The organism is Nocardia yunnanensis (assembly GCF_003626895.1).
Taxonomy (GTDB): domain Bacteria; phylum Actinomycetota; class Actinomycetes; order Mycobacteriales; family Mycobacteriaceae; genus Nocardia; species Nocardia yunnanensis.
Genome location: NZ_CP032568.1, coordinates 3893557 through 3908887, shown reverse-complemented (window position 1 = coordinate 3908887; position 15331 = coordinate 3893557). Strand labels below are relative to the sequence as shown.

Annotated in this window: 16 protein-coding genes; 15 read left to right on the top strand and 1 reads right to left on the bottom strand. The window is 69.7% G+C overall.

Annotated elements, in window-relative coordinates; genetic code table 11:
- Positions 1-58: 58 nt before the first annotated feature.
- From D7D52_RS18275 to D7D52_RS18215, 13 genes are all read left to right on the top strand, one after another.
- A complete protein-coding gene (locus tag D7D52_RS18275; protein WP_120738028.1) occupies positions 59-766 on the top strand; it encodes a TetR/AcrR family transcriptional regulator in 708 nt (235 codons plus the stop codon).
- A 98-nt stretch (positions 767-864) separates the two neighbouring features.
- Positions 865-1857, top strand: a complete 993-nt coding sequence (locus tag D7D52_RS18270) for a thiamine pyrophosphate-dependent dehydrogenase E1 component subunit alpha (RefSeq protein ID WP_120738026.1) — start codon at positions 865-867, stop codon at positions 1855-1857.
- Positions 1858-1904: 47 nt separating this feature from the next.
- A complete protein-coding gene (locus tag D7D52_RS18265) occupies positions 1905-2900 on the top strand; it encodes an alpha-ketoacid dehydrogenase subunit beta (protein ID WP_425464681.1) in 996 nt (331 codons plus the stop codon).
- A gap of 10 nt (positions 2901-2910) precedes the next feature.
- Positions 2911-4458 carry an AMP-binding protein gene (locus D7D52_RS18260; RefSeq protein ID WP_120738022.1) on the top strand — a complete coding sequence of 516 codons (1548 nt, stop codon included), beginning with the start codon at positions 2911-2913 and terminating at the stop codon, positions 4456-4458.
- Positions 4455-5609 carry an acyl-CoA dehydrogenase family protein gene (locus tag D7D52_RS39215; RefSeq protein ID WP_120738020.1) on the top strand — a complete coding sequence of 385 codons (1155 nt, stop codon included), beginning with the start codon at positions 4455-4457 and terminating at the stop codon, positions 5607-5609. Before D7D52_RS18260 ends, D7D52_RS39215 begins: the two co-directional genes overlap by 4 nt.
- On the top strand, positions 5599-6864 hold the full coding sequence (locus tag D7D52_RS18250) for an acyl-CoA dehydrogenase family protein (protein ID WP_120744227.1): 1266 nt from the start codon (positions 5599-5601) through the stop codon (positions 6862-6864). Before D7D52_RS39215 ends, D7D52_RS18250 begins: the two co-directional genes overlap by 11 nt.
- A gap of 13 nt (positions 6865-6877) precedes the next feature.
- The gene (locus tag D7D52_RS18245; RefSeq protein WP_120738018.1) at positions 6878-7213 is read left to right on the top strand and encodes a 2Fe-2S iron-sulfur cluster-binding protein; all 336 of its coding nucleotides are present in this window, start codon (positions 6878-6880) and stop codon (positions 7211-7213) included.
- Positions 7210-7641 carry a Zn-ribbon domain-containing OB-fold protein gene (locus tag D7D52_RS18240; RefSeq protein ID WP_246023926.1) on the top strand — a complete coding sequence of 144 codons (432 nt, stop codon included), beginning with the start codon at positions 7210-7212 and terminating at the stop codon, positions 7639-7641. The genes D7D52_RS18245 and D7D52_RS18240 overlap by 4 nt, the downstream gene beginning before the upstream one ends.
- On the top strand, positions 7638-8783 hold the full coding sequence (locus D7D52_RS18235) for a thiolase family protein (protein WP_120738014.1): 1146 nt from the start codon (positions 7638-7640) through the stop codon (positions 8781-8783). The genes D7D52_RS18240 and D7D52_RS18235 overlap by 4 nt, the downstream gene beginning before the upstream one ends.
- 13 nt (positions 8784-8796) lie before the next feature.
- Positions 8797-8985 carry a ferredoxin gene (locus tag D7D52_RS18230; RefSeq protein ID WP_120738012.1) on the top strand — a complete coding sequence of 63 codons (189 nt, stop codon included), beginning with the start codon at positions 8797-8799 and terminating at the stop codon, positions 8983-8985.
- A 42-nt stretch (positions 8986-9027) separates the two neighbouring features.
- A complete protein-coding gene (locus tag D7D52_RS18225; RefSeq protein WP_246023924.1) occupies positions 9028-9246 on the top strand; it encodes a biotin/lipoyl-containing protein in 219 nt (72 codons plus the stop codon).
- A gap of 52 nt (positions 9247-9298) precedes the next feature.
- Complete coding sequence (locus D7D52_RS18220) at positions 9299-10063, top strand: SDR family NAD(P)-dependent oxidoreductase (protein ID WP_120738008.1); 765 nt, start codon at positions 9299-9301, stop codon at positions 10061-10063.
- Between the two features lie 35 nt (positions 10064-10098).
- A complete protein-coding gene (locus D7D52_RS18215) occupies positions 10099-10854 on the top strand; it encodes a ThuA domain-containing protein (protein WP_120738006.1) in 756 nt (251 codons plus the stop codon).
- Between the two features lie 24 nt (positions 10855-10878).
- Here the strand turns inward: D7D52_RS18215 and D7D52_RS18210 are convergent, their stop codons facing one another.
- Positions 10879-11955, bottom strand: coding sequence for an alpha/beta hydrolase (locus D7D52_RS18210; protein ID WP_425464642.1), 1077 nt, complete (start codon positions 11953-11955; stop codon positions 10879-10881).
- 227 nt (positions 11956-12182) lie between these two features.
- On the opposite strand from D7D52_RS18210, the gene D7D52_RS18205 reads away from it, so the two are divergent.
- Both D7D52_RS18205 and D7D52_RS18200 read left to right on the top strand, forming a co-directional pair.
- On the top strand, positions 12183-13601 hold the full coding sequence (locus D7D52_RS18205) for a condensation domain-containing protein (protein ID WP_120738005.1): 1419 nt from the start codon (positions 12183-12185) through the stop codon (positions 13599-13601).
- Positions 13598-15223 carry an MFS transporter gene (locus D7D52_RS18200; RefSeq protein WP_120738003.1) on the top strand — a complete coding sequence of 542 codons (1626 nt, stop codon included), beginning with the start codon at positions 13598-13600 and terminating at the stop codon, positions 15221-15223. The genes D7D52_RS18205 and D7D52_RS18200 overlap by 4 nt, the downstream gene beginning before the upstream one ends.
- Positions 15224-15331: the final 108 nt, after the last annotated feature.

Genomic DNA, 15331 nt, shown 5'->3' with positions numbered 1-15331 from the left:
CGTGGCAGCGCGGGACGCCCGGGCGCGTCATCGCAGCCGGGCACGGAATAATGGCGGGATGACCGAGCGCAAGGCAGGCAAATCCGGTCCGGGTCGCCCGGCCGGCAGCGACAGCATCGACACCCGGCAGCGGGTGCTCGACGCCGCGATCCGCTGCTTCGCGCAATCCGGGTACGGTCCGGCCACCAACAGCGCCATCGCCGAGATCGCCGGGGTGACCGCCGGTTCGGTGTTCTACCACTTCGGGACGAAGAGCAAACTGTTCGAGGCGGTGTGCGCGGAGGTGTACGGCCGCATCATCGAACGGTCCTCGGTCGCGATCTCCGGGGCGCTGTCGGTGCGGGAACTGCTGCGCGCGGTGCTGAGCGTGTCGGCCCGGCTCAATCACGAGCATCCGGAACTGGCGGGTTTCGTGGTGACCGCACCGATCGACGCGCGCCGGCACAAGGAACTCTCGGAGGGATTCGCGGCGGTGAGCACGCGGATGATCGAGGGGCTCACCGAGGCGGTGGGGCGCGGCCAGGAGGCCGGGCAGATTCCCGACGATCTGGATCCGGTGCTGGTGGCGCGGCTGATCCTGGCGGTGGTCGACGGATTCGCGCATGCCGCCGCGGCCACCGATCCGGTCGCGCTCGACACCCTCGACGCCCTGTTCGAGCGGCTGCTGCTGGATGCCGCGAGCGAGCCGGGAGAGGCTTCGGCGAAGCCGCGCGCCGGCGCCGCGCGCAAGTCCCGGCGCGACTCCTCGCAACCGCTGGCGGGCTGATCCGCCGCGCGTCACTACCGGTCCGATCACGTCGTTGACCGGGGCTGGTGACGCATGTTACGAATTAATTGACGGACTAACTAATAGTGAGGACCGCTGTGGACGACATCTCCGTTCCAGCCGACATCGGCCCCGACACCCTCCTCGAGATCTTCACCGTCGCGACCCGAATCAAGGTGTGCGACGAGAAATTTCGCTCCCTCGTGCTGGCCGGTCAGGTCAGCGCCCAGTACTACTCGCCGCGCGGGCAGGAGATCGTCTCGGCGTCCGTGGGCAGCCTGCTGCGGCCCGACGACTATGTGGTGACCACCTATCGCGGGCTGCACGACCAGATCGCCAAAGGCGTTCCGCTGCGCGAACTGTGGGCCGAGTTCTTCGGCAAGGCCACCGGGCTGTGCAAGGGCAAGGGCGGGCCGATGCACATCACCCATCCGCAGTCGGGGCTCATGGTCACCACCGGCATCGTCGGCAGCGGGCTGCCCATCGGCGCGGGCCTGGCGCTGGCGGCTCAGCTGCGTGGCACCGACCAGGTGACCGTGGTCAATTTCGGTGACGGGGCAAGCAATATCGGCGCGTTCCACGAGGCGTGCAATCTGGCTGGGGTGTGGAAGCTGCCGGTGGTGTTCTGCTGCCACAACAACCTGTACGCCGAACACACCTCCTTCGAGGACGGCACGAGCGTCGGCCGCATCGCCGACCGCGCGGCCGCCTACGGCTTCCCCGGGGTGCGGGTGAACGGCAACGATCCGGTCGAGATGCTGGGCGCGGCCGCCGCAGCGGTCGAGCGGGCGCGCCGCGGCGAGGGGCCGACCTTGATCGAGGCCATGACCTTCCGCTTCTACGGCCACCAGATGTCGGATCAGAACGAGTACATGAAACCCGGTGAGCTGGCCGCCGCGCGCGCCGCCGATCCCGTGGTGGCGATGCGGAAATGGCTGGCGGACACCGCGATCGCCGATGAGCAGCGGCTCGCCGGGATCGAGGCCGACATCAAGGCGGAGGTCGAGGACGCCTACCGCTTCGCCGAGCAATCCCCGGTGGCCGACCTCGGCGAGGCGCTCACCGATGTCTACGAGGAGGCGCTGGCATGAGCGACGTCGCACAGGAGACCGTCGAGACGGCCGTCGAAACCCAGCCCATGCTCGGGTTCCAAGCCTTGGGCAGCGCACTCGACGACATGCTCGGCCGGGACCCGTCGGTGTTCCTGCTGGGCGAGGACATCGCCGATCCGGGCGGGGGCGTGTTCAAGGTGACGGCCGGACTGTCGAGCAAGCATGGGGCGCATCGGGTTCGGGCCACCCCGATCAGCGAGCAGGCCATCATGGGTGCGGCGGTCGGCGCGGCGGTGGCCGGCATGCGGCCGGTCGCGGAGATCATGCTCATGGACTTCCTGGCCGTGTGCCTGGACCAGCTGTCCAACCATGCCGCGAAACTGCGCTACATGTCCGGCGGGCAGACCAGCGTTCCGTTGACGGTGCGCTGCGCGGCCGGGGCCGGAATGCAGTTCGGCGCACAGCATTCGGAGATGCTGGAAGCGTGGCTCACCCATATCCCCGGGTTGAAGGTGGTGGTGCCGAGCAATCCGGCCGACGCCAAGGGGCTGCTGACCGCCTGCATCCTCGATCCGGATCCGTGTGTGATCGTGGAGCAGAGCCTGCTGTATTTCGCACCGCCGCAACCGGTTCCGGTCGGACACCATGTGGTGCCGCTGGGTGTGGCCGCCACCGTGCGATCCGGCCGCGACATCACGCTGATCTCGTACGGGCGTCAGGTGCACGACGCGGTCGCGGCCGCCGGGGTGTTGGCGGCGGACGGGATCGAGGCCGAGGTGCTGGACCTGCGGTCGCTGGTGCCGCTGGACGAGCGGGCGGTGCTGGAGTCGGTGGCGCGCACTCGGCACGCGGTCGTCGTGCACGAAGCCGTGCGGCGCAATGGTTTCGGTGCGGAACTGGCCGCCCTGATCAGCGAGTCGCTTTTCGACGAGCTGGGTGCGCCGGTGGCGCGGGTGGCCGGCGCGAACACGCCGATCCCGTACGCCAAACCGCTCGAGGACGCGTTCCTGCCCAGTCACGACGCCATAGTCACCGCCGTCCGCGCGACCCTCGCCCGGTCGCGGGTGCGCGTGGCGGGGTGAGGGGCGCGCGGTGGCATACGGGCTGGCAGCGGCGGCACAGCGGGATCCGGGCGGGCTCGCCGTCACCGACGGCGCGACCGAATGGACGTGGCCGCAACTGAATTCGCTGGTCGACCGGCTGGCGGGCCATCTGCTCGCCAGCGGGGCCGGGCGCGGTAGGCGGGTTGCGGTGATGGCGGAGAACAGCGCTCACACCGCGCTGGCGCATCTGGCGGCGACCTTCGCGGGAGCGTCGGTGGTGCCGGTGAACTTCACCCTCACCGCCGCCGAGGTGCGCCACATTCTGGCCGACTCGGATGCGCACACCGTGCTGTGCAGTGCCCGCACCGCGCCGGTCGTGCGCGAGGTCGCCCGGGACGTTCGGGTGATCGCCTGGGGCGCAGCGGAATCGGACGGCATCGAGGCACTCGAAACGATTCTGGAGACGACACCGGATGTCCCGGTGTCCGAGCGGATCGCGCCGGCCGCGCCGCTGTACTACACCTCCGGGACCACCGGTGTGCCCAAGGGGGTGCGGCTGCCGGAACAGATGTTCCCCGGCGGGGATTCGATGGTCGAGCACGTCCGGCGACTGGAAGCCTCCCCGGTGCGGCCCAGCGGGCGGCATTTGATCGTGGGACCCATGCACCACACCGGTCCGATCGGCGGCGTGCGCGGGCTGTGCGTCGGTGCACCCCTGGTGATCCTGCCCAAATTCGACGCCGAGGTAGTACTGCGGCTCATCGATCGGCATCGAGTCGCGAGCACGATGATGGTGCCCACCCACTTCTCGCGACTGTTGGCGCTGCCCGCGGCGACCCGCGCCCGCTACGACCTGTCGAGCCTCACCGCCGTGGTGCATACGGGCGCGGCCTGCCCGGTCCACATCAAACGGGCCATGATCGACTGGTTCGGGCCGATCCTGCGAGAAGCGTACGGCTCCACTGAAGTCGGCACCGTGACGTTCATCGACTCCGTGGAGTGGCTGGCGCATCCGGGATCGGTCGGACGCGCGCTGCCCGGCTATGAGCTCACCATTCGCGATGCCGACGGCGGGGTGCTGGCGGCGGGGGAGCAGGGGCTGGTGTGCGTGCGCTCGACCAATGGCGCACAGCCGAGCTATCACAACGACCCTGACAAGACTCGGCGCAGCTATCTGGACGGGGATGCCTTCGTCATCGGCGAGATCGGGTATCTCGATGCGGACGGGTACCTGTATCTCACCGACCGCGCCTCGGACATGGTGGTCAGCGGCGGGGTCAATATCTACCCCGCCGAATCCGAGGCGGTGCTGCGCACCCATCCCGGGGTGGCCGACGTCGCGGTGCTCGGTATCCCGCACGCCGACCTCGGTGAACAGCTGCTCGCCTTGGTCGTCCCCACCCAGAACCCGCCCAGCCCAGCCGAACTCGTGGAATTCTGCCGAGCGCGCCTGGCGCACTACAAGTGCCCGGCGACCGTCGAATTCCTCGCCGACGACCCGCGCACCATCATGGGCAAACTCGACAAACGCCGCCTGCGGGAGCGCTATCTCGCCGCCCGCCGCGAACCCGCGGCCACCTCCGGGGGACCATCATGACCACCATCGCACCGGCGCTGTTCGACTTCACCGATGAACACCACGCCCTCCGAGACATGTTGCGCCACTGGTTCGCCCAGGCCGCGACGGACGACGACCCGCCAATAGCCTGGCAACGACTGTGCGGCGAGGCCGGAATCGGCGAACTCCTATTCGGCGGCGCGGACGGCCAACCACCCGGCACCCCCATCGATCTCGCCATCCTCGCCGAGGAATCCGGCGCCGCACTCTACGGCGGCCCCGTCCTCTCCGCCGCCATGACCGCCGCTCTGGCCGAGACGACGGGCGATGCGGGGTGGCCCGCCGCCTCGGCCCTCCGTACCGGGCACGAACGACCGGCCGCGGCCACCGCACTGCTGGGCGGGCCCGATGTCGGTGCGTTGCCCGGAATGGATGCGGCCCAGCGGGTTTCGGGACGCGTCGAGCCGATCTGGGATGCCGCCGGTGCTTCGTTGCTGCTGTGCACCGCCGTGGTGGACTCGACCGTGCCGGGTGCGGCGGATTCCGCATCGCGGACCGCAGTGGTCGTGCTCTGCGCCGGAACCGGCGATGTCAGGTTGTCCGCGCGGCAGGGCTTGGACCTGTCGCGATCGGTGGGTGCCGCCGAATGTGCTGGGGCGGACACGGATTGCGCGCTGCACGGCGCTGCCGGGCGCGAGGCGCTGGCCGCCATGCGGGCGCGGGGGCGGTTGGTGCTGGCGGCCGAGGGGCTCGGGGTGGCGCGTTGTGCGCTGGACCGGACCGTCGAGCATGCGCGGACGCGGGTGCAGTTCGGGCGGACGATCGGGTCGTTCCAGGCGGTCAAGCATCGGCTGGCGGATCTGGCGGCGCAGGTGGAGCTGACCCGCTCGGCGGTGTACGGGGCTGCCTGGGGGCTCACGACGAGCCCGGAAAAGCACAGTACCGCAATCGATCTCGCGGTGGCGTCGGCGCTTGCGGCCGAGGCTGCCGTCACCGTGACCACCGCGGCGGTGCAATTGCACGGGGGTATGGCGATCACGTGGGAACACTGGGCGCATCGGTATCTGCGGCGTGCCCGCGCCGTGACTGCGCTGGCGGGCGGTGCGGCATGGCATCGGCGGCGGCTGGCGGAGCTGCTGGACTCGACGGACGGCGACGATCTCGCGCGAGGTGGCGGCGATGAACACTGATTCCGACCTGGCGGACTTCCGTCACGAAGTCGAACACTGGGTGCGCGCTCATCTGCCGGCGAAGTGGTTGGCGGCCATCGATTCCGGTGATCTCGACGCCGAACCCGCGCTGTCCGACCCGGCCGCGGCGCGGCAGTGGTTCACCCTGCTGAGCGAGCGGGGGTGGACGGTGCCGCAGTGGCCGCACGAGCACGGCGGCGCGGGCCTGGACGCCGAGCACGCCGAGGTGGTGCGCACCGAACTCGCGCGGTACCGCGCCGATCTGCCGGTGTATCACTTCGTGCCGCTGATGTTGGCCGGGCCCGCGATCATGAGCTGGGGCACCGCCGAACAGCGGGCGTTTCACCTGCCCGGTATCGCGTCCGGCGCCGAGATGTGGTGTCAGTTGTTCAGCGAGCCCGGTGCGGGTTCCGATCTGGCGTCGCTGGCCACGCGTGCGGTCGCGACCGACGACGGGCATTGGATCGTCACCGGCCAGAAGATCTGGAGTTCGTTCGCCGACCGGTCGGGTTACGGTCTGCTGCTGGCCCGCACCGATCCGGAACAGCCCAAACACGCGGGCATCACCTGCTTTCTGCTGGACATGCGGCTGCCGGGCGTGCGGACGCGGCCGTTGCGGCAGCTCACCGGCGGCGAGCACTTCTGCGAGGTGTTCCTCGACGAGGTGATCGTGCCCGACAGCGCCCGGTTGGGTCCGGTGCACGAAGGCTGGCGGGTGGCGTTGTCCACCCTCAGCGCCGAACGCTCGGGACTGTCGGGCGGCAGTGAAGCCGGCGGTCTCACCCTCGCGCCGGTGCTCGCGCGCGCTCACGACAGCGGGCGGTGGGCCGAGGAACCGGTGCGGGATCGATTGGCCGCGCTGTACGCCACCGAGCGGGCCCTCACGCTCACCAATCTCCGCATCCGCGCACAAGCCCAATCGGGCACGCGCGCTTCGGGTTCCGCCTCGATCGGGTCGATCACTAAACTGGTGCAGTCCGAGCTGGCCCAGCGCATCGCCGAGATCGATTTCGAGCTGGCCGGCGCCCGGGCGGCCTACTGGGACTCCGATGATCTCGAGGCGCTGGTGGCGGCCGAACCCGGGGCCGAGCCGATGCCCGCGCAGGCGCACGCGCTGCTCGACAGCCGTCGCTTCACCATCGCGGGCGGCACCTCGGAGATCCAGCGCACCATCATCGGCGAACGCGTACTCGGCCTGGACCGGGAACCCGATCCCGATCGCGGCCGGCCGTGGCGCGAGTTGCGCCGTGGCTGAACGATATCCGACTGTGACGGTGCGCCCGTCCGGCATTCGATTCAGCAGCGCGCCCGGGCAGCCGCTCATGGCGGCCGGGGTCGCCGCGGGCTACCGCTGGCCGACGGTGTGCGGCGGCAAAGGCGATTGCCGGGTGTGCTTCGTCGAAGTCCTCGAACACAGCGAGCGGCTCTCGACACCCGAACCCGCCGAGGCACAGGCCATTCGAGAGATCAGCGCCACCCTCGGCCGGCATGCCGGTCCGGTCCGGCTGGCCTGTCAAGCCCGGGTGCACGGCGACGTGGTCGTGCACAAACGCGGGGTCCGCCCCGCACCCCGCGAGAACACCGAAGGAGGTGGCCGGTCGTGACCACCAGACCGATCGATCCAGCAATCATGGAGTGGACCGAGGACCGCATCGCCTTGCGGGGCAGCCGTTGCGCGCGGTGCGGCGAAACCGATTTCCCGCCGCAGGCCGCCTGCCGGCGCTGCGGCGCGACCGAGACCCACACCGTGCGCCTGCCGGACCGGGGCGTGCTGTGGAGCTGGACGATTCAGCGGTTTCCGCCACCGAGCCCGCCCTACGTGCCGCGCTCCGGCGAGTTCGAGCCCTTCGGGCTCGGGTATGTGGAGTTGCCGGGCGAAGTGATCGTCGAGGCGCTGCTGACCGACGCCGATCCGGCCGCGCTGCGCATCGGAATGCCTTTGCGGCTCATCCCCTTCGAGGTGCTGTCCCACTGCGGCGAACGCGCGATCACCTTCGCCTTCGCGCCCGAGACCGAGGGAGACCGGCAGTGAACGCCGTGGACATCGTCGGCGTGGGATGCACGCCGTTCGGCCGCTACCAGGACACGACCGCGCGCGGTGAGGCGGTGCGCGCCATCCGGATCGCGCTGGCCGACGCCGGGGTCGAGTGGGGCGATATCGACTTCGCGGTGGGCGGCAGCATGTCCGCGGGCTCGGCCGATACGCTCGTCTCCGACCTCGGGCTCACCGGTGTGCCGTTCGTCAACGTCTTCAACGGCTGTGCGACCGGGAGCAGTTCGCTGGCCACGGCGGTGCACGCGATCGCTTCCGGCGCAGCGGAATTGGCGCTGGTGGTGGGGTTCGATTCGCATCCGCGCGGGGCATTCGCCATTCGGCCCGAGCAGATGGGGCTGGGGCAGTGGTACGGCACCACCGGGCTGGCCATGACCTCGCAGTTCTTCGCGCTCAAGATCCAGCGGTATCTGTACGAGCACGACCTGCCGCCTCGGCTGCTGACCTCGGTGGCCGCCAAGGCGTTTCGCAATGGCTCGCGCAATCCCAATGCGTGGCGGCGAAAGCCGCTGACGGAGCACGATATCGACAATTCGCCGATGCTGAGCGACCCGCTGCGCCAGTACATGCTGTGCTCGCCCGGCGACGGCGCGTGTGCGCTGGTGCTCGGTGCGGCCCAGCGCGCCAAGCGATTACGGTCCGATCCGGTGCGGGTCGCGGCCACCACGGTGCGCACCCGCCGTCCCGGATCGTTCGAGGTGCTCAGCCCCTCGCTGTCGATCCAGCGCGGTGACAGCCCGACCGTCGAGGCCGCCCGCGCCGCCTTCGAACTGGCCGGCGTCGGTCCCGCCGATGTGGCGGTCGCCCAGTTGCAGGACACCGACGCGGGGGCGGAGATCATCCACCTGGCCGAGACGGGGCTGTGCGCGCACGGACAGCAGGCCACGCTGATCGACAGTGGCGCAACCGAAATCGACGGGACGCTGCCGGTCAACACCGACGGCGGCTGCCTGGCCAACGGCGAGCCCATCGGCGCGTCCGGGCTGCGGCAGATCCACGAGAACGTGCTGCAACTGCGCGGCCACGCCGGCGACCGGCAGGTGCCGAACCGGCCGCGGGTGGCGTTCTCGCACGTCTACGGCGCGCCCGGGCTCAGCGGCTGCACCATTCTCACCCGATGATCGGACATCCCCCGTGAAAGTGATCGTGAACCGCGACTTGTGCGTGGGCCACGGCCTGTGCGAGGCCGTCGATCCCGGACTCTTCGAAGTCGGCGAGGACGGCATCGCGCACGTGCTGTGCGACGACCCGGCCGATCGGGCCGAGGCGGCCCGGACCGCGGTCGCCACCTGCCCCAGCCACGCCCTGCGCATCGAACCCTGACCGCCGCGAAACCCGAGAAAGCGACACCGCATGGAAATCCGAATGCCCAAGCTCGACGTCTCCATGACCGAGGGCACGTTCCTGGGGTGGCTGGTGCCCGACGGCAGCACGGTCGCCGAGGGCGAACCGCTCTACACCGTGGGCACCGACAAGGTCGAAACCGAGATCCCCGCCCCCGTCGCCGGAGTGTTGCGCTACGGGGACGCCGAGACCGACACCGATTATCCCGTCGGCGCGACGCTGGGCAAGCTCGAAGACTGAGCACACGTATTCCCCTGCGGCACAACATAGTCAAAGAGAAATGGAGTAGTTCATGGACCTCGATCTCAAGGGTCGTCGCGCGCTGATCACCGGCGGCAGCCGCGGTATCGGGCTGGCCACCGCCCGCGCCCTGCTCGCCGAGGGCGCCTCGGTGGGGTTGTGCGCCCGCGGCGGCGACAGCCTCGCCGAAGCCGCGTCGCGACTGGAAGCCCAGGGCGGCACCGTCTTCCACCGCACCGTCGACGTCGCCGATCCGGCCGCCCTCACCGCCTTCGTCGAGGACACCGCGAGCGCGCTCGGCGGCCTCGACATCCTCGTCGTCAACGCCTCGGCCTCGGTCGGCACCGGGCCCGACCCGTGGGGCGACAACTTCCGCACCGACCTCATGAGCCTGGTCACCGCCCTCGAAGCCGGCGCCCCGCACCTCGAGCGCAGCGAGGTCGCCGCCGTGGTCGCCATCGCCAGCACCTCCGCGCTGGAAGCCGGGATCCTGCCCACCGCCAACAGTTTCGGGGCGCTGAAAGCAGCCATGCTGCAGCATGTTTCGGCGCAGGCCCGGGCGCTGGGACCCAAGGGTATCCGGGTCAACGCCGTCTCGCCCGGGCCGGTGTACTTCGAGGGCGGCGTCTGGGAGCAGATCCGCGGCGCGATGCCGGACCTCTACCAGGGCGCGGTCGCGTCCTCCGCGCTCGGCAAGCTCGCCAGTGCCGAGGACGTCGCCGCCGCCGTCGCGTTCCTCGCCTCGCCGGCCGCCGGCCACATCACCGGCACCAACCTGGTCGTGGACGGCGGCTTCACCAACCGCTTCGACTACTGACCCGCGTATCACCTGACAGCAGAAGGGATTTCACCATGGCCGGACCGGCGGGACGCGTCGACGCGGTGCTGGTGTGCGGCGGCCGCTGGCACGATTTCGACTACGCCAGACTTCAGCTACTCACCGAACTGGCCGCCCACGAACACGTCCGCACCCGCACCTACGAGAACTACGCCTGCCTCGACGCCCTCGCCGCCGCCGACCTCCTCATCACCTACACCTGCGCTGTCGTCCCCACCCCCGAGCAACGCAGCGCCCTCATCGATTTCGTTGCCCGCGGCGGCCGCTGGCTGGCCCTGCACGCCACCAACGCCGCCATCGAACCTCTCGCCGCCGACCGCTTCGCCACCCCCCGCGCCTTCGGCGACCTGGCCCCCGTCCTCGGCAGCCAATTCCTCGGCCACCCACCCATCGCCCCCTACCGCGTCGAATTCACCGAACCCGACCACCCATTCCTCCACGGCCTCACCCCCTTCGAAGTGACCGACGAGCTCTACCTCAGCGAACTGCACCCACCCCTGCAAGTCCTGGCCCACACCCACTACACCGGTCCCTCTCCCGGCTTCGAGGAAGGCCACCTCACAGACTCGGCCCCGCGCCCCGTTCTCTACCTCAAAAACCACGGCCAGGGCACGGTCTGCTATTTCACCCTCGGGCACTGCCGAGGCCGCTACGACCTCCAAGACCTGGGCGTCGACGACCTCGGGGTCACCGACCGCGGCAGCTGGACCGTCCCTGCCTTCCGGACCCTCCTCACCCGCTGCCTCGACTGGGCGATCACACCGTCGTGAACGAACCACGCCTTGCGCTGGAGGCTAGCGATCGGACCCGAGCGCGCGGGCGAAGAGGGGCCAGGAGTTGTGGAGGTCTTGTTGCCAGTAGCCCCACGAGTGGGTGCCGGTGGGGCGGAGGGTGAAGGTCGCGGGGACGTCCAGGGTGGCGAGGCGGTCGCGCAGGGCTAGGGCGCATTGATCGGTGACGGCTTCCAGGGCTGCGCCGCTGGTCAATTGAGCCAGCAGCTTGGGGACGTCGCCGTCGATACCGGGTCCGTCGAGGCGGTCGAGGGGGCCCGGGAGGCCCGTTCCTGATGAGACGAAGATGGCGATTCCGCGCAGGCGGTCGGCGTGTAGATAGGGGTCGGCGGCGGCCCAGGCTGGGTCGGTGGGAGGGCCCCACATGTTGGCGGGGTTGCCCGCCCAGCGGGTGACCACGGCGGTGACGAAGGCTTGGCCTTGGGGGTCACTGGTTCGCGCGCAGCCGCTATAGGAGCCGAGCGCCCGGTAGAGGCCGGGGGCGGCGAGGGCCAGTTGGAAGGTCGAGGTGCCCGCCATCGAGATTCCGGCGATGGCATTGGCGCCGGAGCCGTTCAGCGCCGAATTCACCACGGGCGGAAGTTCCCGGGTCAGGAAGGTGGTCCAGCGTTGTCGCCCCAGGACGGGGTCGTCGGCGCGCCAGTCGGTGAAGTAGCTGCCGCGACCGCCCAGAGGAATCACGAGGGTGACCTGTTTGTCGGCGAAGAAGTCGGCGATGTCGGTCTGCTCGAACCAGCTGCTTCGGTCCAGGCCGCCATTGGCTCCGTTGAGGAGGTACAGCACCGGCGCGGGTGTCGAACCATCGGGTGCACGAAGCACTTTCACGGTGATGACGGAATTCATCGCCGTCGAGTACACGCGCAGGTCGAGCATTCGGTTCGTCGTTTCGGCCACGTCGACGAGGTGGGAGCCGTCGGGGGAGCTGCGCGCGGTCAGCTGTATCTCGGGCACCGTGACGGGCACCGGTGCGGGCCCGGCGGCCGTCACTGCGGTCTGGAACCACAACAGCGCCAGCACCGCGCACGAACGGGTCAGCCCGGCTCGGAGCCGGTACCGCGCTCGCGTATGCGTACCGGTCACAGTCACTCCCGAGGTCGCCTGCCTTGTGGCCGCCGAGCGTAGGAGTGAATCCGGTGAAGCGGCAACGCTATTCGGAGATCGGGTAGGGCTCGGGCTGGTGGGCTTGTCGGGCTCGAGGAATCTTCACAAGGTTCGGTGATCGCGGGGGTTTCCGACCGCCCCGGTGCCGTTGACTGCGGGGCATCGGAGCGTGTGCTTCGGAAAAACTGTGGTGAATCGAGGCTTTCGTGGTCGACTTCGGCTTTTTCGACGATTGGCATCCGGCGCCCGGACGGATCATCGCCTGGACGCCGGCGCAGCAGTCTCGGGCCGCCATGCTGGCCGCGCCGGCGCATCTGTCCCCGCCGTCGCTGCAACAGGAGGAGTATCTGCGGGCCACGCTGCGCACCGTGGATGCGGGCGTGCGCGGTTCTCGGCTGTGCATGATCGTCTTCGACATGCCGGGGCAGGCCGATCTGCCGGCGATGGGACGCACGGTGACCCGGTTTCTGCGCCGCCACGACACCTTCGGCAGCTGGTTCACCCACGAGCCCGACGGTTCGGTGGTGCGGCGCGTGATCGACCCCGACATGGTCGAGGTCACCCAGACCGACCACGGTTGTTTCAATGGCGGCGCCGATATCCGCGCGCATGTGCAAGCGACCGTTCCCAATGCTCTGCACTGGGAATGCTTCGGCTTCGGGGTGATTCAGCGCGAGGAGTCGTTCACCGTCTACGCTGCCATCGACCATCTGCACACCGACGGTGTGGCCCAAGCCCTGACCTGCACGGACCTGCTGATGCTGTACGGCAGCGAACTGTCCGGCCACGCAGCCGAACTTCCCGCCGCCGGTAGCCATCTCGCGTATTGCGTCCGGGAACGACACTTCAACGACCGGCTGCGGGCGCGTTCACCGAAGGTGCGGCTGTGGCTGGACCTGTTGCGGCGCAACGGCGGTGACATGCCCGCGCTGCCGGTCGATCTGGGTGCCGACACCGGGGCGGCCTACCGTCGCGGTGCGCAGATCACCCTGCCGCTGTTCGACGAGGCCGCCGCGGCGCGATTCGAGCGGGTGTGCACCGAGTCCGGAGGTCGATTCCTGAGCGGCCTGTTCGCCGCGCTCGCGCTGGCCGAGCTCGAATTCGAGGACCGGGCAATGTATTTCGCGCTCACGCCGGTGAACACCCGCAACAGCGTGGACGAGAGCGCGTCGATCGGCTGGTACACGAACCTGGTGCCGATCGCCTTCGACGTGGCGGCCGACGACCGGTTCGCGACCCTGGTCGCCAAGGCCGACCGGGCGGCTGATGCGGTCAAGGACCTCACCCATGTCTCTCCCCACCGCGTGGTGCAACTCGCCGCCGGTGAGCCCGGCATTCGTATCGGGCCCGGATGGGCGGCGACCATGGTGTCCTACGTCGATGTCCGCAAGATTCCCGGTGTGGAGATGTTCGACGCGATCCACGGTGGGATGTTCGCCAACAGCGCCGCCCCCGGGGCGGTCTACGCGTGGGTGAACCGATTCCCCGACGTGACGACGCTGAGCCTGCTGTTTCCCGATACACCCGAGGCGCGCACGTCCATCGAACGGTATGTGAAGGCACTGCTCTCGACGATCACGGCCGTGACCGCCGAGACCGCCGACAGTAACGGTTCGGCGCGATGACCACACCGATCGCGTTGGCCCGCAACGCTACTCGGGCCGGTCGCCGGGCGTCACCGTGGGGTGCGCTGACGGCGTGCCTGATCGGGGTGTTCATGCAGATGCTGGACCTGACCGTCGTCAACACGGCATTGCCGAACCTGGCGCGCGATCTGCCCGCGTCCGGTTCGCAACAGTTGGCGGTTGTCGCCGGTTACAGCCTTGCCTTCGCCTGTGCGCTGCTGACCGCCGCCCACCTCGGTGAAATCCACGGCCGCCGAACCGTATTCCTGGTCGCGACGGTGGTCTTCGTCGCGGCGTCGATCTGGTGCGGGTGTGCGAGCGAGGCCGCGACCCTGGTCGCCGGGCGGGTGGTGCAGGGTTTGGGGGCGGCGGGGATGGCCGCTCAGACGGTGGCGATCGTGAACGCCTGCTTCGCACCCGAGCGCAGGGTGCTGGTGTTCGGAATCCATGGTGCGGTGGCCGGACTGGCGGGTTTGGCGGGGCCGCTGGTCGGTGGCGTGATCATCGCCGCGAACCCGTTCGGGCTGGGATGGCACGCCATCTTCCTCCTCAATGTGCCGATGGGTGCGGCGGGGTTCGCGCTGGCCTACCGCTGTCTGCACCTCGGTGCGGCGGCCCGGGCCGCGCGATTCGATCTGCTGGGTGTCCTGCTGTCGTCGGCGGGACTGCTGTCGATCCTCTATCCGGTTACGGTGGGCCGTGAGAAGGGCTGGCCGGCACTGCTGTTCGTGGCAATCACCGCCGGGGTGGCGATGCTGGCCTGGTTCGGGTGGCGGCTGGGCAGGAAAACAGCGGGCAGTGGGCTGCTGCGCGCCGAGATCTTCGGCGATCGCGGATTCGTCGTGGGCGCGACGGCGATGCTGGTTTTCTACGGATTGTTCACCGCCTTCCTGTTCACCGTGTCGGTCGCGGCGCAATCCGGGCTCGGCATGACCGCCTTGCAGACGGCGGGACTCATGGCGCCGTTCGTCCTCGGTGCGGTGCCCGCGGCGCTCACCGCACCGATGCTGGTGGCCCGCATCGGGACTCGGGCGCTCACGGCCGGGATCGTGCTGTTCGGGCTCTCGCTGGGGCTGATCGCGTCGTCGTTGCACCCGGCGCAGGCGGGGATCGATCGAAACCTGCTCAGCGGACCGGTCTTTCTGGCCGGCGCCGGGATGGGCTGGTTCGCGGCGCCGCTGCCCGCACTCATCACCGACCGCGTCTCCGCCGCGATCAAGGATTCGGCATCAGGTCTGCTGCCGACGATCCAGCAGCTCGGCAGTGCCGTCGGGTCGGCGTGTCTGGGGTCGCTGTTTTTCACCCTGGTCGGATCCGGTGCGGGGGTCGACCAGGGGAAAGCCGTTCTGGCGCGGACGCTCACGGGCGTTTCCGGGGGCGCGCGGACCGACGTCGTGGATCGGTTCGGTGAATGCGCCCACGCCGTCCTCGCCTCCGCCACTCCGGTTCTCGATGCCTACACCTGTCCGACGACACCGCCGGCGCCCGCGGCGGCATCGATCGCCATGGCGCACTCCTATCTGGCGGCGGGTGTCACGCTGTTGTGGACGGTCTCGGGTATTGCGCTCGGCGTCGGGGCACTGACGCTCGCCATGCCCCGCGGGCTGGGGAGTCAGCGTTGATCGCGGCCAAGGTGTTGCGCGCCAAGCGGGCCGAACATGGCATTGGAAACCCTCGACCAGGCGACCCCGCGCCTCTGCGGACGGAATTCGCCGCGGGTCCGGTCGCGG